This window comes from Streptococcus mitis SK597, assembly GCF_000148545.1.
In the GTDB taxonomy this organism is placed as follows: Bacteria; Bacillota; Bacilli; order Lactobacillales; family Streptococcaceae; genus Streptococcus; species Streptococcus mitis_C.
On the sequence record NZ_AEDV01000097.1, the window covers coordinates 13,239 to 36,320 of the forward strand.

The following is a 23,082-nucleotide window of genomic DNA, read 5'->3' on the forward strand; positions in this document are numbered from 1 at the left end:
CAATCTTGTCAAGAAGGTGTAAACTTATCCTTCTTTCACACGAAGATTGATTACACTTGTAATATCTTGATAGATTTTCACTGGCACATCAATCAAACCAACCGCTCGAATCGGAGCTTGTACTTGAATATGACGTTTATCAATCTTAATTCCAAATTGCTTTTGCAATTCTTCTGCAATCTTCTTATTGGTAATAGAACCAAAGGTACGACCATCTGGACCAACTTTTTCAACAAATTCTACAATAGTTTCTTCTGCTTCAAGTTGGGCTTTAATTGCTTTTGCTTCTGCAATCATCTCAGCGTGAGCTTTTTCTTCAGATTTTTGTTTACCACGAAGCTCACCTACCGCTTGAGCAGTCGCTTCTTTTGCTAAATTCTTTTTGATAAGAAAGTTTTGTGCATACCCTGTTGGTACTTCCTTAATTTCGCCTTTTTTACCTTTTCCTTTAACATCTGCTAAAAAGATTACTTTCATTCTTCTTTCTCCTTTTCCTTTATTTCATTTAATACAATTTCTGTCAGTTTTTCACCTGCTTTTGATAAGGTTAAATCCTTAATTTGAGCTGCTGCCAAATTAAAGTGGCCTCCACCTCCCAGCTCTTCCATAATCCGTTGTACATTCAGCTTACTACGACTGCGAGCTGAGATCGAGATAAATCCTTGTGTATTCTTCGCAAGAACAAAACTCGCTTCAATACCTGACATAGCTAACATGGCATCTGCTGCCTTACTAATAACAACTGTATCATAGCATTTCGAATCCGTAGCCTCTGCTATCAGTACATCTGAACCTAATTTACGCCCCTGTAAAATCAGTTCATTGACCTCACGATATTCTTCAAAATCTGTCGCAGCGATTTCTTGGATAGCAATACTATCACTTCCGCGCGTTCTGAGATAGCTAGCAACATCAAATGTCCGACTAGTCACTCGTGAGGTGAAATTTTTAGTATCCAACATCATACCAGCCATCAAGACACTTGCTTGCATACGACTCAAACGATTTTTCTTAGAATTCTGGAACTGAATCAATTCCGTTACCAACTCACTGGCACTGCTTGCACCACTTTCGATATAAGTGATAACTGCATTGTCTGGGAAATCCTGATCCCTTCTGTGGTGGTCAATAACGATGGTCTGTGTAAATAAATCATAAAATTCTTTTGATAATGTTAAGGCTGTCTTTGAATGGTCTACAAGAATCAACAAAGAATGATTGGTCACCATCGCCATTGCATCCTTAACAGACAACAACTTCGTAACTCCTTCTTTTTCTAAGAATGAAACTGCTCGTTCAATATCTGGAGACATTTGTTCTTCATCATAAAGAGCATAACTATTTTCTGTTACATTACTAGCAAATAGCTGCATACCTACAGCAGAACCCAAAGCATCCATATCAAGATTTTTGTGACCAACTACAAAAACCTGATCCACACTTCGAATCTTATCTGAAATAGCTGTCATCATAGCGCGCGTACGGGTCCGTGTACGTTTGATTGAGGCAGCAGATCCACCACCAAAATAAACGGGATTTTTTGTTTCGTCATTCTCCTTGACAACCACCTGATCGCCACCACGCACTTCAGCCAAGTTTAAGTTGAGCAATGCAACTTTCCCTATCTCATCATGATTTCCATTACCATAAGAAAATCCCATACTTAAGGTCAATGGCAACTGTCTCTGTTTCGACTCTTCTCTGAAAGCATCGATAACAGAAAATTTATCATTCATCAATTCCTCAAGTACCGTGTAGTCCGTAAATAGATAAAAGCGATCCATACTTACTCGACGGGAGAACATGGCATGTTTACCAGCAAATTCTGAAACAAAATTGGCTACAAAACTATTGATATGACTGATATCAGACTCTGATGTTTCATCTTCTAAATCATCGTAGTTGTCAACAGAAACAATCCCAATCACAGGTCGACTCGTTACTAACTCAACAGTCGCTTCGTATTCTCCAGACACATCAAAGAAGTAAAGAACTCCAGACACCTTGTCCATATGAACCGAATAGCGGGTCTCACCCAAGGTAGCATAAGAACCTGGATTTCCTACCGATGCCTTGATAATTGTTTGAATTAATGCCACATCAATCTCGCCCACTTCATTAGTCAAAATCAATTCAGCGTAAGGATTGAACCATTCAACTTCACCTGACGATAAGTCTAGTTTAATAACTCCGACTGGCATCTGTTCTAACAAGGTTGTCAAACTTTCTTCAGCTTGGTGGTTTACATACTGGATTTGTTCTACTTCACTCCTTGAGTAGTAGTCTCTCTGATGGATAAATAGTAAAATATATGAACCCAAAATAAGTAGCAAAAGAAATAGCGTTACCAGTGTATTAGTTACAAAAACAAGTTGCACAGATAGCACTCCAAACGCCACTATTCCTAATATTAAGGGGAAAATAGGACTTACATAAAATTTTTTCATTCCAAACCTCTTGGCACCCATTATACCATAATAACCACCAAAAAGCGACTTTTTAAAAGTGTAATCAGTAATTCTACAAACTCTAAGAAAAAGGAGGTTTACAACTCAGTAAACCTACCTTTACACATATTGAAATTAAGATTCTTTAACTTCTAACAAGCCAATCTCGCCATCTTCACGACGATAAATCACATTAGTTGTTTGATCTTCAACATCCACATAGATAAAGAAATCATGTCCCAACAAATCCATCTGTAGAATAGCTTCTTCCAAATCCATTGGTTTTAAATCAATTTGTTTTGAACGAACAACTCTAGATTGGACAACATTTGGATCTTCCACCAAAGCATCTGTAAATAATTGACTAGTTGCTACCTTATTTTTATTTTTACGCTCAATTTTTGTTTTATTTTTACGAATCTGACGTTCAATTTTATCGGTTACAAGGTCAATTGAACCATACATATCTTGAGACACATCTTCTGCACGAAGAGTAATAGAGCCAAGCGGAATCGTTACTTCCACTTTAGCAGTTTTTTCACGATACACCTTCAAGTTAACTCGAGCATCCAACTCTTGTTCAGCTTGAAAATACTTTTCGATCTTTTCGAGTTTAGAAACTACATAATCACGAATTGCTTCTGTTACTTCTAGGTTTTCACCACGGATACTATATTTAATCATATGAGTACCTTCTTTCTAAACATTTTTGTTTTTATGATTTTATTATAACGCTTTCATTCTATTTTTGCAAATTTTTTCCTCATCTTACAAGGGAAAATGTTTTCACATCCTCAGCACCCGCTTCTTCCAACAGTCTCTTCACACGATTTATAGTTGTTCCAGTAGTATAAATATCATCTATAAGTAGGATTTTTTTAGGAATAGTAACTCCACTTTTAATAAAGAAAGGAAATTCTGTCCCCAAACGCTCTGAACGACTTTTAGAAGAACTGGCTCGTTCTTCTCTTTTCTCTAACAAATCCAGGTACTTAAATCCTGCTGCATTGACCAAGCCCTCAACCTGATTAAATCCTCTATCAGCATATCTCTCCTTACTTAATGGAATGACTACAAATTGGTACTCTTTGTACTTTTTCAACTCCTCACTTAAAAATGAAGCGAAAACTTTTCTTAACAGGAAGTCTCCATCAAACTTATACCGACTGAAAAAATCCTTCATAGCTTGATTGTAAGTGAAAATAGCTCTATGAGAGACCTCAACTTCTTCTTTACACCAAAATTGACAATCTTGACACTTTGTTGACAATCCTGTTTTCATACAGTTTGGACAGTACTCTTCTCCAATTCTCTCAAAAGTAGAATCACAATCTAAACAAAGACAGGAGGCATCATTCTTCAGAAGTAAGAGACTACTGAAAGTTAAAACATCCTTCATAGTCTGCCCACATAACAAGCACTTCATAGCCCCGCCTCCTTATTCATCTGATGAATTTCCTTAATTGCCTTCTTGATTGAATCATTTAATCCGTCATGAAAGAAAAGCAAATCTCCTGTCGGTCTATCCATACTTCGCCCAACTCGTCCACCAATCTGAATCAAGCTAGACTTGGTAAAAAGGCGATGATTGGCCTCTACTACGAAAACATCCACACAAGGGAAGGTAACTCCACGCTCCAAGATTGTCGTACTGATAAGTATTGTCAGTTCTCCATCTCGAAAAGCTTGCACCTGCTCTAATCGATCTTCTGTGACAGAAGACACAAAACCAATTTTCTCATTTGGAAATTGCTCCTGTAAGATTTCTTTTAGCTGCCCCCCTTTCTTAATTTCTGATGCAAAAATAAGCAACGGATAAGCTGTCTTTCTCTGCTTCTCAATATAAGACTTTAACTTTGGTGACAAACGATTCTTATCCAAATAGCGATTAAAATCCGATAACCAAACTGGCTTAGGAATAATCAACGGATTTCCATGAAATCGTCTAGGCAAACTCAATCGTTTCAATTCTCCTAAACGGACCTTTCTATCTAACTCATCGGTCGAAGTCGCTGTTAAAAAGATTCTCAGTCCATTCTCCTTTACACTATTCTTGACAGCGTGGTAAAGTGTTGGATTATCAACATAAGGAAAAGCATCTACTTCATCCACTATCAGCAAATCAAAAGCTTGATAAAATTTCAATAACTGATGGGTTGTCGCAACAACTAGTGGTGTTCGAAAATACGGCTCTGATTCTCCGTGTAGTAAAGATATCTCGCAAGCAAAATCATCTTGCAGGCGCTTGTACAGCTCCAAACAAACATCTATGCGAGGACTAGCCAAGCATACTGCACCACCCGCATTGATCACTTTAGCTACTACTTGATAAATCATTTCTGTCTTTCCAGCCCCTGTCACCGCATGAACTAAAGTTGGCTCTTGCTTGTCTACTGCTTGAATCAATCCCTCTGACACCTTCTCTTGAAAAGGAGTTAATTGACCACGCCATTTAAGAACATCTTGCTTCGGAAAATCCTCCTGTGGGAAATAGTATAAAGCTTGATCACTCCTGACTCGCTTCATAATTAAGCACTCCCGACAATAGTAAGCACCAATGGGCAAATGCCATTCTTCTAGAATAGTACTATTACAACGTTGACAGAAAAATTTCCCCTTCTCCTTTCTCATTGCTGGAAATTTCTCCGCCAACTGACATTCCTCTTCTGTTAATTCATTCTCAGTAAACAAACGACCGAGATAGTTTGGATTTACTTTCATACTTCTTTATTCGTAAAAACCTAGCGCTTTAGATGATTTTTTAGTACAATTAAATCATGGAATTTAAAACAATTAAAGAGGACGGACAAGTCCAAGAAAAAATCAAAAAATCCCGCTTTATCTGTCATGCCAAGCGTGTTTATAGCGAAGAAGAGGCTCGTGACTTCATTACCACCATCAAAAAAGAACACTACAAAGCGACGCATAACTGCTCGGCTTTTATCATTGGGGAACGTAGTGAAATCAAACGTACAAGTGATGATGGCGAGCCTAGTGGCACTGCTGGCGTTCCCATGCTTGGGGTACTAGAAAATCACAATCTCACTAATGTCTGTGTGGTCGTGACACGCTACTTTGGTGGTATTAAACTAGGCGCTGGAGGACTAATTCGTGCTTACGCCGGCAGTGTCGCCTTAGCTGTCAAAGAAATTGGTATTATTGAAATAAAAGAACAGGCTGGCATTGCTATTCAAATGTCTTATGCTCAATACCAAGAGTATAGTAACTTTCTTAAGGAACATGATCTCATGGAGCTGGATACAAACTTTACAGATAAAGTCGATACGCTGATTTATGTTGATAAAGAAGAAAAAGAAACTATTAAAACTTCACTTGTGGAATTTTTTAATGGAAAAGTCACTTTAACTGATCAAGGTTTACGCGAAGTTGAAGTTGCTGTAAACTTAGTGTAAACAAAGGAGAAAAATATGGCATTTGGAAAATTCATTCAAGGACTCGCTGGTAACTTTAGCGAGCAAAACAAAGAAACTCTTATCAAAGAATATAGACAATATCTACTAGAAAATGAAGAAATTCAAAGTGGATATAAACTGATTCGCGACTCAATTATATTTACAAATATCCGTATTATCTTTACAGATAAACAAGGCGCTACTGGTCGTAAGATGTCCATTAAATCAATCTTTTTGATGAACATTATTAATGTTGAAATGGAAACTGCAGGAGCAGGTATAGATGATAGTGAAATTACTATTACTTATTTAGAAAATGTCTTTCTAAAAGCACATAATGAACATTTTAGTTCTCATAAATTTGAATTTCCTAAGAAAACGGATATCGTTCCACTTTATACATATTTACTAGAATTAGCCTACCACAATCGCTTGAAAATTAATAGCTTTAACCTGTGATATAAAAAAATCCTATCACTTCGATAGGATTTCTATATTTTACAAATGGTATAGATAGCGTTATACTAGAGATATCTTATACAAAGAGGTATTCATATGTCTATTTATAACAACATTACTGAACTAATCGGTCAAACTCCGATTGTTAAACTCAACAACATTGTGCCAGAAGGTGCTGCAGATGTCTATGTAAAACTTGAAGCATTTAACCCTGGTTCTTCTGTAAAAGATCGTATTGCTCTTAGCATGATTGAAAAAGCTGAACAAGACGGTATTCTGAAACCTGGTTCTACTATTGTTGAAGCAACAAGTGGAAACACTGGTATTGGACTTTCATGGGTAGGTGCTGCTAAAGGGTATAAAGTCGTCATCGTTATGCCTGAAACTATGAGTGTAGAACGACGTAAGATTATCCAAGCCTATGGTGCTGAACTCGTCCTAACTCCTGGTAGCGAGGGAATGAAAGGTGCTATTGCTAAGGCTCAAGAAATCGCTGCTGAACGTGATGGTTTCCTTCCTCTTCAATTTGACAACCCAGCTAATCCAGAAGTACACGAAAGAACAACAGGAGCTGAGATACTAGCTGCTTTCGGTAAAGATGGACTAGATGCCTTTGTTGCTGGAGTGGGTACCGGTGGAACGATTTCTGGTGTTTCTCATGCACTCAAATCAGCAAATTCAAACATTCAAGTTTATGCAGTGGAAGCTGATGAATCTGCTATTCTATCTGGTGAAAAACCTGGTCCTCACAAAATTCAAGGTATCTCAGCTGGATTTATTCCTGATACACTTGATACTAAAGCCTATGATGGTATCGTTCGTGTAACATCAGATGATGCTCTTGCACTCGGACGTGAAATTGGTGGAAAAGAAGGCTTCCTTGTAGGGATTTCTTCAGCTGCAGCTATCTACGGAGCCATCGAGGTTGCCAAAAAATTAGGTACAGGTAAAAAAGTCCTTGCTCTAGCACCAGATAACGGTGAACGTTATCTCTCTACAGCACTCTATGAATTTGAAGTTTAGTCTCCTAAATACAATTGGCCCTTATTATAGGGCTTTTTGTTTTTACCTTGAAAATAGGAAGCTCTCCCTATAGGGATCGACTGCATAGAAAAAAGGAAGCAAATTTACTTCCTTTCTATAATTAGTTATTCAAGGCTGCTGCCATTGTAGCTGCAACTTCAGCTTCAAAGTCGTTTGCAGCTTTCTCAATACCTTCACCAACTTCAAAGCGAGCGAACTCAACTACTGAAGCGTTAACTGATTCAAGATATGCTTCAACTGTCTTGCTATCATCCATGATGTAAACTTGTGCAAGAAGTGTGTAAGCTTGGTCAACTTTAGTGTTGTCAAGCATGAAGCGATCCATTTTACCTGGGATAATTTTATCCCAGATTTTTTCTGGTTTGCCTTCTGCAGCCAACTCTGCTTTGATGTCAGCTTCAGCTTGAGCAATCACTTCATCAGTCAATTGAGATTTTGATCCATACTTCAAGTGTGGAAGAGCTGGTTTGTTAACCATTGCACGGCTTTCGTTATCTTGGTCGATAACGTGGTTCAATTGTGCCAACTCATCTTTAACGAATTGTTCATCCAATTCTTTGTAAGAAAGAACTGTTGGTTTCATAGCAGCGATGTGCATTGAAATTTGTTTAGCAAGTGCTTCGTCTCCACCTTCGATTACAGAGATAACACCGATACGTCCACCGTTGTGTTGGTATGCTCCGAAGTGTTGTGCATCTGTTTTTTCAATCAAAGCAAAGCGACGGAATGAGATTTTTTCTCCGATAGTCGCTGTTGCAGACACATAAGCTGCTTCAAGAGTTTCACCTGAAGGCATTGTCAAAGCAAGAGCTTCTTCATTGTTAGCAGGTTTTCCTTCAGCAATAACTTTAGCTGTAGTATTTACCAATTCAACGAATTGGGCGTTTTTCGCAACGAAGTCAGTTTCAGCGTTTACTTCAATAACTGCTGCAACATTACCGTTAACATAAACACCAGTCAAACCTTCTGCAGCAACACGGTCAGCTTTCTTAGCTGCTTTTGCCATACCTTTTTCGCGAAGCAATTCAATCGCTTTTTCGATATCGCCTTCCACTTCAACCAATGCTTTTTTAGCGTCCATAACACCGGCACCAGATTTTTCACGCAACTCTTTTACAAGTTTAGCTGTAATTTCTGCCATTTTAATTCTCCTATATTTTTTTGAAAATAGGAGAGCCGGGCTAAGCCCCGCCCTCCTAGGTAATTACTATTTGTATAAATTAAGCGTTGTCGCCTTCTACAACTTCAACGATTTCTTCAATTGAATCTGCTTGAGTTTCTGAAGCTGCAAATTCTGCTTCAACTGCTGCATCCTCACCTTGACGTCCTTCGATAATAGCGTCAGCCAATTTAGCTGTGATCAATTTAACAGCGCGGATAGCGTCATCGTTAGCTGGGATGATTACATCGATATCATCTGGATCAGTATTTGTGTCAACCATCGCTACAACTGGGATTCCCAATTTTTTAGCTTCTTTAACAGCGATTTGCTCTTTATGTGGGTCAACTACGTACATCACATCTGGGATACGAGGCATATCTTCGATACCACCCAAGAATTTTTCAAGACGCGCACGTTGTTTGTTAAGAAGTGCAACTTCTTTCTTAGGAAGAACTTCGAAAGTTCCATCTTCTTCCATACGTTTGATTTCTTTCAAACGAGCGATACGTTTTTGGATTGTTCCCCAGTTTGTAAGAGTTCCACCCAACCAACGGTGGTTGATGAAGTATTGACCTGAACGTACTGCTTCTTCAGCAACTGCATCAGCTGCTTGTTTCTTAGTACCAACGAACAATACAACTGCATCGTTAGCTGCTGCATCACGCATGAAGTCGTATGCTTGGTCAGCGTATTTTACAGTTTGTTGCAAGTCGATAACGTGGATTCCGTTACGCTCTGTAAAGATGTATTTAGCCATCTTAGGGTTCCAGCGACGAGTTTGGTGACCAAAGTGTACACCAGCCTCAAGAAGTTGTTTCATTGAAATTACTGCCATGAGTATTTCTCCTTTTTGTTTTTTTCCTCTTCTTGACTTCAACTCGCAAAACGACCCAAGGGCAACTGCTTCACAATTCATCAAGAATGAGTATTATCGTTCACACGACAATCTTTATTCTACCATACTTTTTCGATATTTTCAAGCTATTTTGATGGGATTTTTAATAGGGATTGTCACGGTAAAACCTGAAAAGAGGGCTCTATTCGAGTCCCTCTGTAAATTAATCTGCATAAATATATGTAACAAAACCTTCAGAAGTTGTTGTTGGATTGAACCATCCACGGTGATTTCCAATTGTACGATTACCTGCATAATTTGATTCTGATACTTGGATACGTGTTGTTGATTCAACAGCTGTAACAACCGCTACGTGACCATATCCACCATCATTCCAACATGCAATCGCACCAACTTGAGGTGTTGAACCTGTACGGAAACCTGCTGCTGCTGCACTTGTAGCCCACTGTGCTCCATTACCCCAGTAGTCTCCAGCCCAAGGTGCCAATGTTTTTACTCCCCAGGTACATTCACCAATTGGATAAGTTGAGGCATTTGTGTTATATGTTGGACGTACTTTAGCCTGAACAGGTGCTACTGCAGATTCAGATACTGCTTGTACCTGTGCTGTTAGGTTTGTATTACCTGAAGCAAGTACTGATTGCTGTTGGCTAGCTTGTTTTTCTTTATAAGCTGCTTCTGCTGCTGCCGCTGCTTTTGCTGCCGCTTCTGCTTCTGCTTTTTTCTCTAGCAAACTTGCTTTTTCATCTTCTGCTGTCGCCTTTTCAGCAGCAAGATTTAATTCTGCAGCCTTCAACTCAGCTTGTTTCGTTGTTAGAGCTTGTGCATCATCAGACAACTTCTGTTGATTTGCAATAACTGTATTAATTGCGTCATTGTTTGCCACTTGCTTCTCAGAAATTGATTTTTTATCTGCTTTTTGTTGTTCCAACATTTTGTTGTTAGCAGATACAATTTCATTCATTGCTGCAACACGTGAAATAGCTTCTGTAATTGATTTTGAGTTTACAATTGTATTAATGTAGCTAGTTGCAGCTCCATTTGTTTGAGCACTACGAGCTTGCTTTTCCAAAGAATCATTACGAGACACAATATTTTTAGAAAGCTCTGTAATCTCATTCTCAAGTTTTTTAGATTCTGCTTGTAATCTATCATTTTCAGCTTGCAAGTTAGATTGCTCAGCTTGAATAGCTGATACTTGCTCCTGAATTTGGTCAACTTGTTTTTGGGCTTCTTGTTGTTGTGCTGTTAAGTTACTAATTTTATTATCTTGAGCAGCAATTTTGTCATCAGTCGTTTCTGCATGCGCAGTTGTTAAAACAGCTACTTGAGAAACCATTACTGTACTTAATAAAAGTGACGCTAAGATTTTTTTCTTCATATTACATAGATACTCCTTCTTTTAAAGACAATACTAGTATACCAAAAAAAGGCCTAATGAATATTACGCCTTTGTTACATTTTTGTTTCTTTCTTATAGATAATATCTTTCAAAAATAAACTGAAAAATAAGCATCCACACAAGATTTAAAATCATGGATGGTACTAGGCTATAAACGATAAAAATCGGCAGACTATCTACAGTTAAACCTACCACTAATGCAAGTATATAAGCTCCCATCTCAAATAAAAAAGTCATGACAATAATTGCCAACATTCTCGTCCAACGATTCAACAAAATAACACTATTCAATTTATGAAGAAAGGCTCCCAATAAGATAAATAAGAGAGTTGCAATCCCTATTAGATGGAAAAAGTAAACATCGTAAACCAAGCCTATCACAAAACAATAGACTAGGTAGAGATACTCTGATACTTCTATCGTCTCAAATAAGAGAAATAGAAAAAGAAAATGACTAGCCAAATGTACATGGGGGAAAAATGAGCCCAGAAGCTGGCTAATATGGGCGTCAATTAGAACCAAGAAAGGTAGCAATAAAAACACTCCTACCCGCTTTAACTGTCTCATTATGAATTCCCCACTAATTCTATCACATCCACATTATGAGTATCTGCACTCAACTTAACAGTTACTTCTCGTGTCAAATAGTCCGTACTATGCGTTGTGGCAACCACTTCACCAACAGGAATATCCGCAACGTTAAAGTTTCCTAATCCACCCGTTGTCACTTTATCGCCTGTACTAATATCGCTATTGCTATTTAATTGGCTAATTTTAAGAACTTCATTTTCCTTGTCGTAGCCAACAATAATTCCATAAATTGTGGTAGTGCCGTGTTGAATTTTAACAGAAATCTTATCAGCATTTTCCGTATTTGTCAGAAGGTTAACCATAGTAGAGTTCTCCTCTACTTTTGAAACGCTCCCAATCAAACCACCATTTGCAATGGCTAACATGTTCTCAGAAGCTCCTTTTGATTTGCCTACATCTAAGGTCAACTCCTGCTTCCAAGATACCGGAGAACGCATAATAACATCTGCTGTCAAAGTCTTTGTAGCTTGCAACTTGGACTTCATATCAAGCAATTGACGCAATTGTTCATTTTCTGTCTTTAAACTTTCCGCCTCATTTGATTTAACTTCTAATTGGTAAATCTGTTTCTTCAAACTTTCATTTTCATTATATGTTCGTGTCAAATGAGCCAAATCTGATTTGACAGAATCAAACCACCGAAAAGGTTTTTGCACAACTCTATCAACCAATGAGATTCCATCTCCTAATTTTGTCACAATTGTACTTGAATAAGTCGTCGCCAAGAGAGCTGAGACAAGCAGAACAGTGACAAAAACAATAATGACATATTTTGATTTTTTAAAACGGTTCATATCCCTACCTTTATATCAAAAACTGTTACAGTAACTTTTTTATCAATTCCTGAAATCTACTAAGATTTTAAGAAAAATAAACAACAACCAAGTACGAGAACAACAAGAATGGTCAGCGTATCCTTTCGAGTCCATTTCAATTGTCTGTATTGACTTCTGCCTTTTCCACCCTGATAACCACGCGCTTCCATGGCGATAGCCAAGGAATCTGCACGTTTTAAACTTGTCGCAAAAAGAGGAATCAAAATAGGAATCATCGTCTTTACTTTTTGAACAATGCTTCCTTCACCAAAATCAACTCCACGAGCTTTCTGTGCATTCATAATCCGCGTCGTATCATCCATTAAGGTCGGAACAAAACGCAAACTCATAGATAGCATTAAGCCAATTTCATGAACTGGAACTTTCACACGCTTTAAAGGCGCTAACAAAGCTTCGACAGCTGATGCCAAACTTAAGGGCATGGTTGTTAAGGTTAACAAAGTTGAAAAGAAAATAATTAATACAAAGCGACAAAAAATAATTCCAGCTTGTTGCAATGCATAATCCGTGATTCTTACAAACGAAAACTCAATTAAAACATTCCCATTAGAAATGAAAAACAGTTGAAAAATAGTTGTGAAGGCAATCAAGAAAAACATAGACTTCAAGCCCTGAATAAAGAATGAAAGAGATACTCCGGACAAGGCAATAAAGATTCCTGTCGCTATAAAAAGAATTAAATTCGTCAAGGGATTATTAGCCCAAAAAACGATTAAAATCAGTAACATCATAGCAAGCAATTTGCTACGTGGATCCAATCGGTGAACAATCGAATCCCCTGGGATATAACGCCCCAAAATCATACTATCCATTTAGCGACTCCTTGAACTCCTCTATCTTAATCGGTAATCGTTTAAATGACACGCCTCTATCAGCCAATCGTTTACAAAAGGCCGTAATTTTAGGTACTCCCAACTGCACTTCTTCCATAAAGACAACATCTTGAAAGACATCACTTGGCTTACCACCCTTAACTAGACGTCCCTTTTCCATCACATAGACTTGATTTGCATATTCAGCCACATCATCCATCAAATGCGTTACCAAAACGATGGTCATCCCTGACTGGTGGAGTTTTTTGAACAGGGTCATCAACTCTTTTCTCCCTAGGGGATCCAGACCTGCTGTGGGTTCATCTAAGACTAATACAGCTGGCTCCATGGCAAGTATGCCTGCAATGGCCACACGTCTCATTTGTCCACCTGACAGCTCAAATGGGCTACGATCAAAAAGTGATTCATCAATTCCAACCAGAGCCAGTTTCTCACGCGCAATCTTCTCCGCATCTTCTTCAGAAACTCCAAAATTTTGCGGTCCAAAAGCAACGTCTTTCAAAACCGTTTCTTCAAAAATCTGATTTTCAGCAAACTGAAATACCAAGCCAACTTGTTTTCTAATTTGACGAATATCTTTATTTTTAGAAGTCGAGGTGATTAAGGTATCAAAAACTCGCACACTCCCTTGACTTGGAACCAATAAACCATTTAAGAGTTGTAAAATAGTTGATTTACCGCTACCTGTGTGCCCAATTAAAGCTGTATAAGAACCATCTTCAATCGTCAAAGAAACATCCGACAAAGCTGCTGAAGCTAAGGGAGTACCTTCTTGATATGTAAAACTCACATTTTCTAGAGCAATTCCCATAGCTTATCCTCTAGCTCACTTTCTGTCAAATAATTTTCAGGTAAATCATAGCCATTCTGGCTCAAAGAATGTTTTAATTGATTGGCAAAAGGATCGTCTAATCCAATTTGATCTAAATCATTTCGAGAGAAAAGATCTCTTGGACTACTAGTTGATTCAATTTCCCCTTTTTTCATGACCAACACACGATCACTCATGGCAACTTCTTCCAAATCATGTGTAATGGAAATGACCGTCATATCATAGTCTTTTCGAATTCCTTTTACTGTCTCAATCAGTTCGCTACGACCCTCAGGATCCAACATACTCGTTGCTTCATCTAGAATTAGAATAGCTGGTCTTAGGGCTACAACACCTGCAATAGCCACACGTTGCTTTTGGCCACCCGATAGACGCGCTGGCTCTCTCTTTTTAAAGTCCAACATGCCAACTAAAGCCAGAGCTTCCTCCACTCTCTTTTTCATTTCTTGACGAGAAAGGCCCTGATTTTCCAAACCAAAGGCAACATCATCCTCAACAGTCGCTCCAACAAATTGATTATCTGGATTTTGAAAAACCATACCGATTTGACGACGTATACTCCAAACATTCCCCTCAGTCAGCCGTTGGCCATCAATTGCAATCTCTCCGGATTCTGCTTCCAGTAAACCATCAATTAAGCGAACCGTCGTTGATTTACCACTACCATTATGTCCTACAATCGAAAGCCATTCTCCACGTTTCACGTGAAACGTAATATCCTTCACATCATAGTATTCCTGATTTTCCTTATAACGAAAAGAAAGATTTTTTACATCAATTATTGATTTCATTTCGAACCAAATGTCCCTTTAAATACATAGGCACTACCCTTAAAATAATCATAGCCAGAGTAGATAGTGAAAAATAAGGCTACATAAAGTAGAACTTGACCAAGCAAAGTCCAATGTAATAGCAAGAAAATAATCGCAAACATCTGACTAAAAGTTTTAATTTTTCCAGGCATTGCTGCTGCTAAAACTGTTCCTCCAGTTTCAACCAGTAACAGCCTTAAACCTGTCACAGCTAACTCTCGACAGATAATCACTGCAACAATCCAAGCCGGAGCCATACCTAGCTCAATCAACATAATAAAAGCCGACATAACTAGTAGTTTATCCGCCATAGGATCTGCAAATTTACCGAAATTACTGACCACATTCCATTTACGAGCTAAATATCCGTCTAAATAATCTGTAATACTGGCAATAGCAAAGATAATAGCCGCCACTATATGACTCTCTATCGAATTTCCTACTGTTAAAATAAAGATAAAAATAGGTATAAAGAGAATTCGACCTATTGTTAAGAGATTGGGAATTTGTTCTTTTTTCATTCGTTTTTCCTTAATTTTTAGTAAAGGTTACAGTGATTTGCCCAGTCTGCGCTGTTAACTTCGACAAATCAACAGTCTGATTATCTACTGTCAAAGTAACACCTTTTACAACACCTAACGTAATGGTTACAGGACTTTTAGTTGCAACTGTTGCTTCTGCACTTTTATTATCCGGTGATAAGGTTACACCGCCCTCAAGTTCGCTTTCTGAAACGCTGACCCAACTTGTAACATCTGAAACTGCCAATTGCAGTTTAACTGTTTCCTTACTTGTCTTATAAGCGATTTCTACATGATTTCCTTCACCTGATACACTTATAGCTGATTCTATACTAGAAGAACTACTAGATGAACTACTACTTGAGGAGTGGGGAACAGAGCTAGTTGAACTTATCGAACTTGTTGATTGAACCACACTGTAATTAGAAAGAGAAGGCCCCTCTGGTTGGGTTTGAATATAGTTCCAAACATAATAGGTCACAAAAATTAAAATAGATAAGGCAAAAAGGATAAAATAAAATAAAGGTAAAAATGATGTTTTTTTCTTCTTTTTCTTACTTGAACGTCTACGACCTGTCAACTCGTCTTCATCAACATCTACTTCCTCATAAGTAATCATACTCCCAGAATCATAAGCATCCAAGACAATTTGGTCATCTAACTCAACAGCCCATGCATATTTTCTCAAGAAAGAACGCGTGTAAAAAGGACTTGGAAGTTGATCGAAATCGTCTGCTTCCATTGCTTCCAACATATCTAACTGGATTTCTGTCTTTTTCTGCAATTCATCTAAACTCAATCCCTGATTGATTCTAGCTAATCGTAAAACCTCACCAATTGTTTTTTTCCTCATACTTGTCATCCCTTCTTTCTAGTGTCAATTATGATAGGTTACTACGATGGGAATATTGTAAAATCAACTATGTCACCATCATCTATTAAATGATGTCCAGCTTCAAGGACATCCTCTAAAGTAATTTCCTGTAAAATCTTTGGTAAATCAAAAATTGTCTCACCATGTTCAAAAGCATCATATTGCGTTGTAATAAATTCAAGAGAGTTCATGCTACTGAAAAATTCGCCAAACATCTCTCTTTTGATAATATCTAAATGTTCCTCTGTAATATCTAAATCCTTTGTAAAATTACGAATGGCCTTCCTAAATTGATGAGATAAAGCAACTGGCTCTTTCGTATCCATTGTCAACATGACAAAATGAAAGCGACTTGTTACTTCAATTTCAAGAGATAAGGAAGCATCTATTTTACCTGATTCATATAACTTTTGAAAACGATCCGAAGTCCAACCAAACATCATTGCAAACAATAATTTTAATAAAATATGATATCGATAGCAATCCGCCTCAGCAACTTCTCGCTTACCTCTAACTCCAATCGCTAGTTTGGGAGAAGATACTTCCATTCTCATACTGTCTGTTTGCTTTACAGCCTGTAAAACAATTTTTTCTCTTACTACTTCCTGAACATCTAAATCTTTCAATTCTTTTCTTTCAAAATAGTCCTGTACTTGCTCCACATCAAAATCACCAACTAAAAACAGATACATGTTTACAGGTTTGTAAAATCTTGTAAAATTTTCTTGCAAATTAGTTAGATTGATTTGAGAAATCGACTCCTCACTTCCAACTATATCAGTTGCTAAAGGAGTACCAGGATACAAATTCGCTAAAGTTGAAAAGAATAAACACGAATCTGGATCATCTTGATACATTTCTCGTTCTTGCTGGATAATATCCTGCTCTCTTAAAATGGAATCTTCAGTAAAGTGTGCTGATGTTACCAATTCATCAAGTAAGTCTAAATTTTCTAAAAAATGATCCGTTGCTGAAAAAAGATAGCTTGTTTTTGTAAAGCTTGTAAAGGCATTACTATCTGCACCTAGACTCGTAAAAGCTGACATCAAATCGCTAGAATCTTCTCTTTCAAATAATTTATGTTCAAGAAAATGAGTAATTCCTGCAGGATATTGTTTTACACCTACGTCAACTTCTGTGACAAGCGTATCTACCGAACCAAACTGGACAGTTACACTCCCGTAAACCTCTTTAAATTCCTTTTTAGGCAAAAGAGCAACTGTTAATCCATTTGACAAACGAGTTCGATAAATCATTTCTTTTACAGCTGGATAGTATTTTTCTTCAAAAACAACCTTTGTCATTCTATTCCTTCCATAAAATAAATCGCCTGTAGTTTCACATTATTAGCCGCTCTACAAATATCATCTTTGTCAACTTGCTCGAGTTTTGCAATCCAACCTTTAAAATCTGCTGAAGATTTCCCAAGTAAGGCATTTTGATAAGCACGTTCAATCAATGAACCTTGATTATCTTGAGAAAGCAACAAAGACCGACGAATCATTTCCTTGGTCTGCTCTAACTCAAGCTCTGTAAAATAACCTTTTTTTAAATCAATCAGTTGATTATTCATCATTTTACGAGCCTGGTTACGATTTTCTCGATCAATACCAGCATACATCCTTAAAAATCCACTAAACAAATCGAGCTGACTTGAAATAGTATAAGCCAATCCAGCATTTTCACGGACATTTGTAAAGAGTTTAGAATGAGCAAATCCACCAAGTAAACCATTCATTACAATCATGGGTAAATGTTGCTCATCACCATATTCAGAAGGGCAATGATAACCTAATTCCAAAATGGATTGTCCCACATTTTTCCGAACCATACCTTCCTGAAGTATATTGGAATAAGGTTGACAATACTGAACCGTCACATCTCCTTTTCGACCTTTAAAGCCAAATGATTCTAATACATTTTGAATTTCAACCTCATTAAAATCACCTAGGAAAAAGAAATCTATTCGATCATTGGCCAAAAATTCGTGGAAACAAGAATAAGAACTTTTTGGAGTTTCAGCTAAAATACGATTTCGTAAATCACTATATTCCAATTGAAGACGTTGATCATAAAAAAATAATTTATCCAATTCTTTATGTGCGAAATAAAAAGAATCATCCATATCAGCTGCTAAATTTGCTAGCAATTGCTTTTTCTCAATTTCAAATAAGGCCGAATCAAACCCATTATCAACTACTACGGGTGAAAAAAGAGTTTCTTTTACTAGTTCCAAAACCTGAGAAGTTAGCACATTTTTCCTACTTAAAAACTCATCACGAACATAGGTAAATGTCAATTCTACAATGTGGCTTTGCCCTCTTCTAAAACAATTGGTTAACATATCTGTACCATATAGACTGGCCAAGTGTCTCCTCAAAGCTTGAGAAGTAGGGTACATCAGATTAGCAGTCTCTAGCATACTCGCACTCAACATGCGACCTGCAATCGTATCAAGAGATAATGGAGCTGTAAAACGCACGGTAATTTTGTTCGTTTTAAACTTTTTTGATTGGATAAAATGTGTTGAAATTCCATGCACTAACTCCATGATTTACCTCCTTATATACAGACTTCTATTATATCACGAAAACCTGAAATTTTCTTGTTCTCTGTAACACTTTTGAAATAAAAATCGCTTACATTTCTCCCTATTTCTCTCACTATTTTTAGGAAAATATGGTATAATACCAAAGATTGAGGTGAATTATGGAATACAAATTATTTGAAGAATTTATTACCCTCCAAGCACTACTCAAAGAACTTGGAATTACACATAGCGGAGGAGCTATTAAATCATTTCTCTCTGAACATTCTGTTTACTTTAATGGGGAATTAGAAAATCGTCGTGGTAAAAAACTTCGTATTGGTGATAAAGTTGACATCCCTGACATGAATATTGACATCTTGTTGACACAACCTACTTTTGAAGAACAAGATGAATACCAAGCTGATAAAGTTGAAAAAGAACGAATCGCTAAACTCGTCAAAGAGATGAATAAGGGAGTAAAAAAAGACAAATCGAAACCTGCTTCATCACCCAAAAGCAGACAAGCTCCGCGATTCCCTGGTAGATAATCATGTGGCTACAACACCTATCTCTCAAAACTTTTCGTAACTACAAAGAGACGAAAATAGACTTTAATCCTAAATTAAATGTCTTTTTAGGACGCAATGCACAAGGTAAAACAAATATGTTAGAGGCTATCTATTTTTTAGCCTTAACGCGTAGTCATCGAACTCGAACAGATAAAAATCTCATTCATTTTGATGAGGATCAACTTCATCTTTCAGGTCTCGTTCAGAAAAAAACTGGATCCATTCCTCTAGAAATCGAACTAACACAAAAAGGACGTGTGACAAAAGTTAATCACTTAAAACAGGCACGCCTTTCAGATTATGTGGGACACATGAATGTTGTCTTATTTGCTCCTGAAGATTTACAACTAATTAAAGGAGCACCTTCGGTTCGACGGAAATTCATTGATATGGAACTTGGACAAATTAAGCCAATCTATTTATCAGATTTAACCAATTATAATCACATCCTAAAACAAAGAAACACTTATCTAAAATCAGCTCAAACAATAGATGAAACCTTCCTTTCAGTACTAGATGATCAGCTAGTTGATTATGGATGTCGTGTAATGAATCACCGCTTAGATTTCATAAAAAAACTAGAAGCATTTGGTCGTAAGAAACATTTTGAACTTTCTAATCAGATTGAAGAGCTGTCAATATCCTATCAATCTTCTGTCAAGATAACTGACAAAGAAGACTTATCAGAATCTTTCAAAATTGCTTTAGAAAAAAGTAGGTCTAGAGATTTATTTAAAAAGAATACTGGTATTGGGCCTCATCGAGATGATATTTCTTTTTATATAAATGGGATGGATGCTAGTTTTGGAAGTCAAGGTCAACATCGTAGTCTAGTCCTCTCTATAAAATTAGCAGAAATCGAGTTAATGGAAAGTATTACTACAGAATCTCCAATATTACTACTTGACGATGTTATGAGCGAACTTGACAACACTAGACAACTAAAATTATTAGAAACGATTTCACATTCAGTTCAAACCTTTATCACAACAACAAGCTTAGATCATCTTCAAAATCTGCCAAAAAATCTAAGTATCTTTACTATTCAGGGTGGTAAAGTTAGTGTAAATAAAACTTGACAACATTGTAAAAGAACTCCTGTTTTCGCAGGAGTTCTTTTCATTTCTTTTACATAGAATAATTTGGTGCCTCATTAGTAATTTGTACATCGTGAGGGTGGCTTTCTTTCAAACCAGCACCAGACATTTCAATAAATTGAGCATTATCGTGTAGTTCTTTAAGGTTAGCTGCACCACAGTAACCCATACCAGAGCGAATACCACCAATCATTTGGAAAACAATATCAGCTGCCGCTCCTTTATAAGCAACACGACCTTCAATTCCTTCTGGAACAAGTTTATTTGCTTCATTGACAGAACCTTGGAAGTAACGATCGCTTGAACCTTTCTTCATAGCAGCAATTGATCCCATACCACGATAAGTCTTGAACTTACGTCCTTGGAAGATTTCAGTTTCGCCTGGAGCTTCATCAGTTCCAGCAAACATTGATCCAAGCATAACTGCATTTCCACCTGCAGCAAGGGCTTTTACAATATCTCCAGAATACTTGATTCCACCGTCAGCAATGATCGTTTTACCATATTCACGCGCAACAGCTGCAGCATCATAGATAGCTGTTACTTGTGGAACACCAACACCAGCAATCACACGAGTAGTACAGATAGAACCTGGTCCAATACCAACCTTGACAACGTCTACACCTGCTTCATAAAGGGCACGCGCTCCCTCAGCAGTTGCAATATTTCCAGCAATCAAAGTACGATCTGGGAAGTGAGCACGAATCTCAGCAATTTTACGCAAGACACCTGCAGAATGACCATGCGCAGTATCAATAACAATCGCATCCGCTCCTGCCTCAAAAAGAGCCTCTGCACGTTCAAATGTATCTGAAGTAACACCTACTGCACCTGCAACTAGAAGACGACCAAACTCATCTTTAGCCGCATTTGGAAACTCAATAACTTTTTCAATATCTTTGATAGTAATCAAACCAGAAAGACGACCTTCTTCATCTACTAAAGGAAGTTTTTCAATACGGTGTTCTTGAAGAATACTCTCAGCCGTTGCAAGATCTGTACCAACAGGAGCAGTAATAAGATTTTCGCTAGTCATATGGTTTGAGATTGGTTGGTTATAATCTGAAATGAAACGAAGATCTCGGTTTGTCAAAATACCAACCAATTTACGATTTTCAAGTGTTTCAACAACTGGAACACCACTGATGCGGTAACGTCCCATAAGCTCATCTGCTTCAGCAATTGTATGTTCAGGCGTCAAGAAGAAGGGGTCAATAATAACTCCATTTTCAGAACGTTTTACCTTGCGAACCTCGTCCGCTTGTTGAGCAATTGACATGTTTTTATGGATAACTCCGAGACCGCCTGCACGAGCAATAGCAATGGCCATTTGACTCTCTGTAACTGTGTCCATGGCAGCGGTAATAATTGGGATATTTAAAGTCAGATTATCTGCCAATTTAGTTGTTAAATCTGCATCGTTAGGCAACACATGACTTTCAGCTGGAATAAGCAATACATCATCAAAGGTAAAACCTTTTTTCAAAAATTTAGTGTCCCAATTAGACATTCGAAGTTTCCTCTTTTCTTTATTTTTGAGCTTGACTCTTTTTATATTGTATCTATCATACCATTCTATAAAAATTTGTCAAATGTTACAGGGGTAAATAAAAAACTATCTTTTCTTCGAGATAGAAATGATAGTTTCTTGTAAAATAAACTTAGTTAAAGTAATGAAGTCCCATTGCTCCTTTAACCTCAGATAGGGTTTGACCTGCAACTTCACGCGCTCTTTCACTACCTTTTTGAAGCATATTATAAACTTCTCCCATATCCTTAGCAAATTCAATACGGCGCTCACGAATAGGACCAAGTTCACGTTCTAATATTTCAAGTAGATAACGCTTGGTCTTCACATCACCAAGACCACCTCGTTGATAATGTTCTTTCATATCAGCAATTTCTTGAGCATCTTCTGGGCGACCAAAAACATCTAGATAATGGAAAACCATATTTCCTTCGATCTTACCTGGATCTTCCACTCGAATATGATCTGGATCTGTATACATACTCATTACTTTTTTACGCAAAGTATCCGCATCATCAGCTAAATAAATACCATTATTGAGTGATTTAGACATTTTAGCATTTCCATCTAAACCAGGCAAACGCCCTGCTCTCTCATTTTCTGGATAAATACCTTCCGGCTCTACCAAGACATCACAGTTATATGCATTGTTAAAAGAACGAACAATTTCACGAGTTTGCTCAATCATTGGTTTCTGATCTGTCCCAACAGGAACATAATTAGCCTTGAAAGCTGTGATGTCAGCTGCTTGAGCTATTGGATAGACCAAGAATCCTGTCGGAATGCTTTCTCCAAATCCTTTCTGAGCAATTTCTGTCTTGACAGTTGGATTACGCTCCAGACGTGCTAATGAAACCAGATTCATATAATACATAGACAACTCAGCTAATTCTGGAATTTGACTTTGAATAAAGATTGTTGATTTACTTGGATCCAATCCAACTGCAAGATAATCCAAAGCCACATTTCCAATAGACTCTACAATGGTTTGAGGATCTTTGGCGTGATCTGTCAAGGCTTGTTGGTCAGCCAAGAACACAAACATGTCATACTTATCCTCTTCCTGTAATAATACTCGATTTTTGAGACTTCCAACATAATGTCCAATATGCAATTTTCCTGTTGGACGGTCTCCTGTTAAAATAATGGGTTTAGTCATTTTGTTCTCCTTCGATATAGTCCCTTCAATTATAGCATTTTTTTAATGAAATAACCGTAATTTATCAAAATAAATCAGCCTTGCTATTTACGGATTTGTGTAAAGCATACTGTAAAT

General features: G+C 37.4%; 24 protein-coding genes. 5 read left to right on the forward strand and 19 right to left on the reverse strand.

The window, feature by feature from the left end; genetic code table 11:
- Positions 1-24: 24 nt before the first annotated feature.
- The 5 genes from rplI to SMSK597_RS12210 form a co-directional block, all read right to left on the reverse strand.
- Positions 25-477, reverse strand: coding sequence for a 50S ribosomal protein L9 (rplI, locus tag SMSK597_RS0103355; protein WP_000864213.1), 453 nt, complete (start codon positions 475-477; stop codon positions 25-27).
- Complete coding sequence (locus SMSK597_RS12200) at positions 474-2,447, reverse strand: GGDEF domain-containing protein (RefSeq protein ID WP_000715140.1); 1,974 nt, start codon at positions 2,445-2,447, stop codon at positions 474-476. Before SMSK597_RS12200 ends, rplI begins: the two co-directional genes overlap by 4 nt.
- Before the next feature lie 135 nt (positions 2,448-2,582).
- The gene (hpf, locus tag SMSK597_RS12205; RefSeq protein ID WP_000599100.1) at positions 2,583-3,131 is read right to left on the reverse strand and encodes a ribosome hibernation-promoting factor, HPF/YfiA family; all 549 of its coding nucleotides are present in this window, start codon (positions 3,129-3,131) and stop codon (positions 2,583-2,585) included.
- A 79-nt stretch (positions 3,132-3,210) separates the two neighbouring features.
- Positions 3,211-3,873 (reverse strand): ComF family protein, encoded by a 663-nt coding sequence (locus tag SMSK597_RS0103360; RefSeq protein ID WP_000649959.1) that lies wholly within the window; start codon positions 3,871-3,873, stop codon positions 3,211-3,213.
- The gene (locus SMSK597_RS12210; RefSeq protein ID WP_000867718.1) at positions 3,870-5,168 is read right to left on the reverse strand and encodes an ATP-dependent helicase ComFA; all 1,299 of its coding nucleotides are present in this window, start codon (positions 5,166-5,168) and stop codon (positions 3,870-3,872) included. Before SMSK597_RS12210 ends, SMSK597_RS0103360 begins: the two co-directional genes overlap by 4 nt.
- 56 nt (positions 5,169-5,224) lie before the next feature.
- On the opposite strand from SMSK597_RS12210, the gene SMSK597_RS12215 reads away from it, so the two are divergent.
- The 3 genes from SMSK597_RS12215 (at position 5,225) to cysK (ending at position 7,342) form a co-directional block, all read left to right on the forward strand.
- Complete coding sequence (locus SMSK597_RS12215) at positions 5,225-5,860, forward strand: YigZ family protein (protein WP_000394687.1); 636 nt, start codon at positions 5,225-5,227, stop codon at positions 5,858-5,860.
- 15 nt (positions 5,861-5,875) lie between these two features.
- Positions 5,876-6,319, forward strand: a complete 444-nt coding sequence (locus tag SMSK597_RS12220; protein ID WP_000863909.1) for a PH domain-containing protein — start codon at positions 5,876-5,878, stop codon at positions 6,317-6,319.
- Between the two features lie 96 nt (positions 6,320-6,415).
- Positions 6,416-7,342, forward strand: a complete 927-nt coding sequence (gene cysK / locus SMSK597_RS12225) for a cysteine synthase A (RefSeq protein ID WP_000029883.1) — start codon at positions 6,416-6,418, stop codon at positions 7,340-7,342.
- Positions 7,343-7,463: 121 nt separating this feature from the next.
- Here the strand turns inward: cysK and tsf are convergent, their stop codons facing one another.
- The 12 genes from tsf to yfmF all read right to left on the reverse strand — a co-directional run bounded on the left by tsf (position 7,464) and on the right by yfmF (position 18,633).
- The gene (tsf, locus tag SMSK597_RS12230) at positions 7,464-8,504 is read right to left on the reverse strand and encodes a translation elongation factor Ts (RefSeq protein WP_000808096.1); all 1,041 of its coding nucleotides are present in this window, start codon (positions 8,502-8,504) and stop codon (positions 7,464-7,466) included.
- Positions 8,505-8,583: 79 nt separating this feature from the next.
- Positions 8,584-9,360 (reverse strand): 30S ribosomal protein S2, encoded by a 777-nt coding sequence (gene rpsB, locus SMSK597_RS12235; RefSeq protein WP_000268461.1) that lies wholly within the window; start codon positions 9,358-9,360, stop codon positions 8,584-8,586.
- A 223-nt stretch (positions 9,361-9,583) separates the two neighbouring features.
- The gene (gene pcsB, locus SMSK597_RS12240; protein WP_000727019.1) at positions 9,584-10,762 is read right to left on the reverse strand and encodes a peptidoglycan hydrolase PcsB; all 1,179 of its coding nucleotides are present in this window, start codon (positions 10,760-10,762) and stop codon (positions 9,584-9,586) included.
- 93 nt (positions 10,763-10,855) lie between these two features.
- A complete protein-coding gene (mreD, locus tag SMSK597_RS12245) occupies positions 10,856-11,350 on the reverse strand; it encodes a rod shape-determining protein MreD (protein ID WP_001249460.1) in 495 nt (164 codons plus the stop codon).
- Positions 11,350-12,168: a rod shape-determining protein MreC gene (gene mreC / locus SMSK597_RS12250; RefSeq protein WP_001078991.1), complete on the reverse strand. Its 819-nt coding sequence runs from the start codon at positions 12,166-12,168 to the stop codon at positions 11,350-11,352. Before mreC ends, mreD begins: the two co-directional genes overlap by 1 nt.
- Positions 12,169-12,227: 59 nt before the next feature.
- On the reverse strand, positions 12,228-13,022 hold the full coding sequence (locus SMSK597_RS12255; RefSeq protein ID WP_000377900.1) for an energy-coupling factor transporter transmembrane component T family protein: 795 nt from the start codon (positions 13,020-13,022) through the stop codon (positions 12,228-12,230).
- Positions 13,015-13,854: an energy-coupling factor transporter ATPase gene (locus SMSK597_RS0103365; protein ID WP_000510417.1), complete on the reverse strand. Its 840-nt coding sequence runs from the start codon at positions 13,852-13,854 to the stop codon at positions 13,015-13,017. Before SMSK597_RS0103365 ends, SMSK597_RS12255 begins: the two co-directional genes overlap by 8 nt.
- Positions 13,839-14,666, reverse strand: coding sequence for an energy-coupling factor ABC transporter ATP-binding protein (locus tag SMSK597_RS12260; protein ID WP_000835705.1), 828 nt, complete (start codon positions 14,664-14,666; stop codon positions 13,839-13,841). Before SMSK597_RS12260 ends, SMSK597_RS0103365 begins: the two co-directional genes overlap by 16 nt.
- On the reverse strand, positions 14,663-15,208 hold the full coding sequence (pgsA, locus tag SMSK597_RS12265) for a CDP-diacylglycerol--glycerol-3-phosphate 3-phosphatidyltransferase (protein WP_000712138.1): 546 nt from the start codon (positions 15,206-15,208) through the stop codon (positions 14,663-14,665). The genes SMSK597_RS12260 and pgsA overlap by 4 nt, the downstream gene beginning before the upstream one ends.
- Before the next feature lie 10 nt (positions 15,209-15,218).
- Positions 15,219-16,061, reverse strand: coding sequence for a cytoskeleton protein RodZ (rodZ, locus tag SMSK597_RS12270; RefSeq protein ID WP_001227963.1), 843 nt, complete (start codon positions 16,059-16,061; stop codon positions 15,219-15,221).
- A gap of 41 nt (positions 16,062-16,102) precedes the next feature.
- The gene (yfmH, locus tag SMSK597_RS0103370) at positions 16,103-17,386 is read right to left on the reverse strand and encodes an EF-P 5-aminopentanol modification-associated protein YfmH (RefSeq protein WP_000170198.1); all 1,284 of its coding nucleotides are present in this window, start codon (positions 17,384-17,386) and stop codon (positions 16,103-16,105) included.
- Entirely contained in the window at positions 17,383-18,633 is a 1,251-nt protein-coding gene (gene yfmF / locus SMSK597_RS12275) for an EF-P 5-aminopentanol modification-associated protein YfmF (protein ID WP_000424282.1), read from the reverse strand. The genes yfmH and yfmF overlap by 4 nt, the downstream gene beginning before the upstream one ends.
- A gap of 158 nt (positions 18,634-18,791) precedes the next feature.
- Between yfmF and yaaA the strand changes: the two genes are divergently transcribed.
- Entirely contained in the window at positions 18,792-19,160 is a 369-nt protein-coding gene (yaaA, locus tag SMSK597_RS12280) for a S4 domain-containing protein YaaA (RefSeq protein WP_000455891.1), read from the forward strand.
- 2 nt (positions 19,161-19,162) lie between these two features.
- The gene (recF, locus tag SMSK597_RS12285) at positions 19,163-20,260 is read left to right on the forward strand and encodes a DNA replication/repair protein RecF (protein ID WP_000266652.1); all 1,098 of its coding nucleotides are present in this window, start codon (positions 19,163-19,165) and stop codon (positions 20,258-20,260) included.
- 49 nt (positions 20,261-20,309) lie between these two features.
- Here the strand turns inward: recF and guaB are convergent, their stop codons facing one another.
- Both guaB and trpS read right to left on the reverse strand, forming a co-directional pair.
- Positions 20,310-21,788 (reverse strand): IMP dehydrogenase, encoded by a 1,479-nt coding sequence (gene guaB, locus SMSK597_RS12290; RefSeq protein WP_000073401.1) that lies wholly within the window; start codon positions 21,786-21,788, stop codon positions 20,310-20,312.
- A 151-nt stretch (positions 21,789-21,939) separates the two neighbouring features.
- Complete coding sequence (gene trpS, locus SMSK597_RS12295; RefSeq protein WP_000165457.1) at positions 21,940-22,965, reverse strand: tryptophan--tRNA ligase; 1,026 nt, start codon at positions 22,963-22,965, stop codon at positions 21,940-21,942.
- Between the last annotated feature and the right edge of the window lie 117 nt (positions 22,966-23,082).

Bases quoted from the DNA above. Each gene is read 5' to 3' on its own strand.
- rplI (WP_000864213.1), bottom strand. From the start codon at position 477: ATGAAAGTAATCTTTTTAGCAGATGTTAAAGGAAAAGGTAAAAAAGGC.
- SMSK597_RS12200 (WP_000715140.1), bottom strand. From the start codon at position 2,447: ATGAAAAAATTTTATGTAAGTCCTATTTTCCCCTTAATATTAGGAATA.
- hpf (WP_000599100.1), bottom strand. From the start codon at position 3,131: ATGATTAAATATAGTATCCGTGGTGAAAACCTAGAAGTAACAGAAGCA.
- SMSK597_RS0103360 (WP_000649959.1), bottom strand. From the start codon at position 3,873: ATGAAGTGCTTGTTATGTGGGCAGACTATGAAGGATGTTTTAACTTTC.
- SMSK597_RS12210 (WP_000867718.1), bottom strand. From the start codon at position 5,168: ATGAAAGTAAATCCAAACTATCTCGGTCGTTTGTTTACTGAGAATGAA.
- SMSK597_RS12215 (WP_000394687.1), top strand. From the start codon at position 5,225: ATGGAATTTAAAACAATTAAAGAGGACGGACAAGTCCAAGAAAAAATC.
- SMSK597_RS12220 (WP_000863909.1), top strand. From the start codon at position 5,876: ATGGCATTTGGAAAATTCATTCAAGGACTCGCTGGTAACTTTAGCGAG.
- cysK (WP_000029883.1), top strand. From the start codon at position 6,416: ATGTCTATTTATAACAACATTACTGAACTAATCGGTCAAACTCCGATT.
- tsf (WP_000808096.1), bottom strand. From the start codon at position 8,504: ATGGCAGAAATTACAGCTAAACTTGTAAAAGAGTTGCGTGAAAAATCT.
- rpsB (WP_000268461.1), bottom strand. From the start codon at position 9,360: ATGGCAGTAATTTCAATGAAACAACTTCTTGAGGCTGGTGTACACTTT.
- pcsB (WP_000727019.1), bottom strand. From the start codon at position 10,762: ATGAAGAAAAAAATCTTAGCGTCACTTTTATTAAGTACAGTAATGGTT.
- mreD (WP_001249460.1), bottom strand. From the start codon at position 11,350: ATGAGACAGTTAAAGCGGGTAGGAGTGTTTTTATTGCTACCTTTCTTG.
- mreC (WP_001078991.1), bottom strand. From the start codon at position 12,168: ATGAACCGTTTTAAAAAATCAAAATATGTCATTATTGTTTTTGTCACT.
- SMSK597_RS12255 (WP_000377900.1), bottom strand. From the start codon at position 13,022: ATGGATAGTATGATTTTGGGGCGTTATATCCCAGGGGATTCGATTGTT.
- SMSK597_RS0103365 (WP_000510417.1), bottom strand. From the start codon at position 13,854: ATGGGAATTGCTCTAGAAAATGTGAGTTTTACATATCAAGAAGGTACT.
- SMSK597_RS12260 (WP_000835705.1), bottom strand. From the start codon at position 14,666: ATGAAATCAATAATTGATGTAAAAAATCTTTCTTTTCGTTATAAGGAA.
- pgsA (WP_000712138.1), bottom strand. From the start codon at position 15,208: ATGAAAAAAGAACAAATTCCCAATCTCTTAACAATAGGTCGAATTCTC.
- rodZ (WP_001227963.1), bottom strand. From the start codon at position 16,061: ATGAGGAAAAAAACAATTGGTGAGGTTTTACGATTAGCTAGAATCAAT.
- yfmH (WP_000170198.1), bottom strand. From the start codon at position 17,386: ATGACAAAGGTTGTTTTTGAAGAAAAATACTATCCAGCTGTAAAAGAA.
- yfmF (WP_000424282.1), bottom strand. From the start codon at position 18,633: ATGGAGTTAGTGCATGGAATTTCAACACATTTTATCCAATCAAAAAAG.
- yaaA (WP_000455891.1), top strand. From the start codon at position 18,792: ATGGAATACAAATTATTTGAAGAATTTATTACCCTCCAAGCACTACTC.
- recF (WP_000266652.1), top strand. From the start codon at position 19,163: ATGTGGCTACAACACCTATCTCTCAAAACTTTTCGTAACTACAAAGAG.
- guaB (WP_000073401.1), bottom strand. From the start codon at position 21,788: ATGTCTAATTGGGACACTAAATTTTTGAAAAAAGGTTTTACCTTTGAT.
- trpS (WP_000165457.1), bottom strand. From the start codon at position 22,965: ATGACTAAACCCATTATTTTAACAGGAGACCGTCCAACAGGAAAATTG.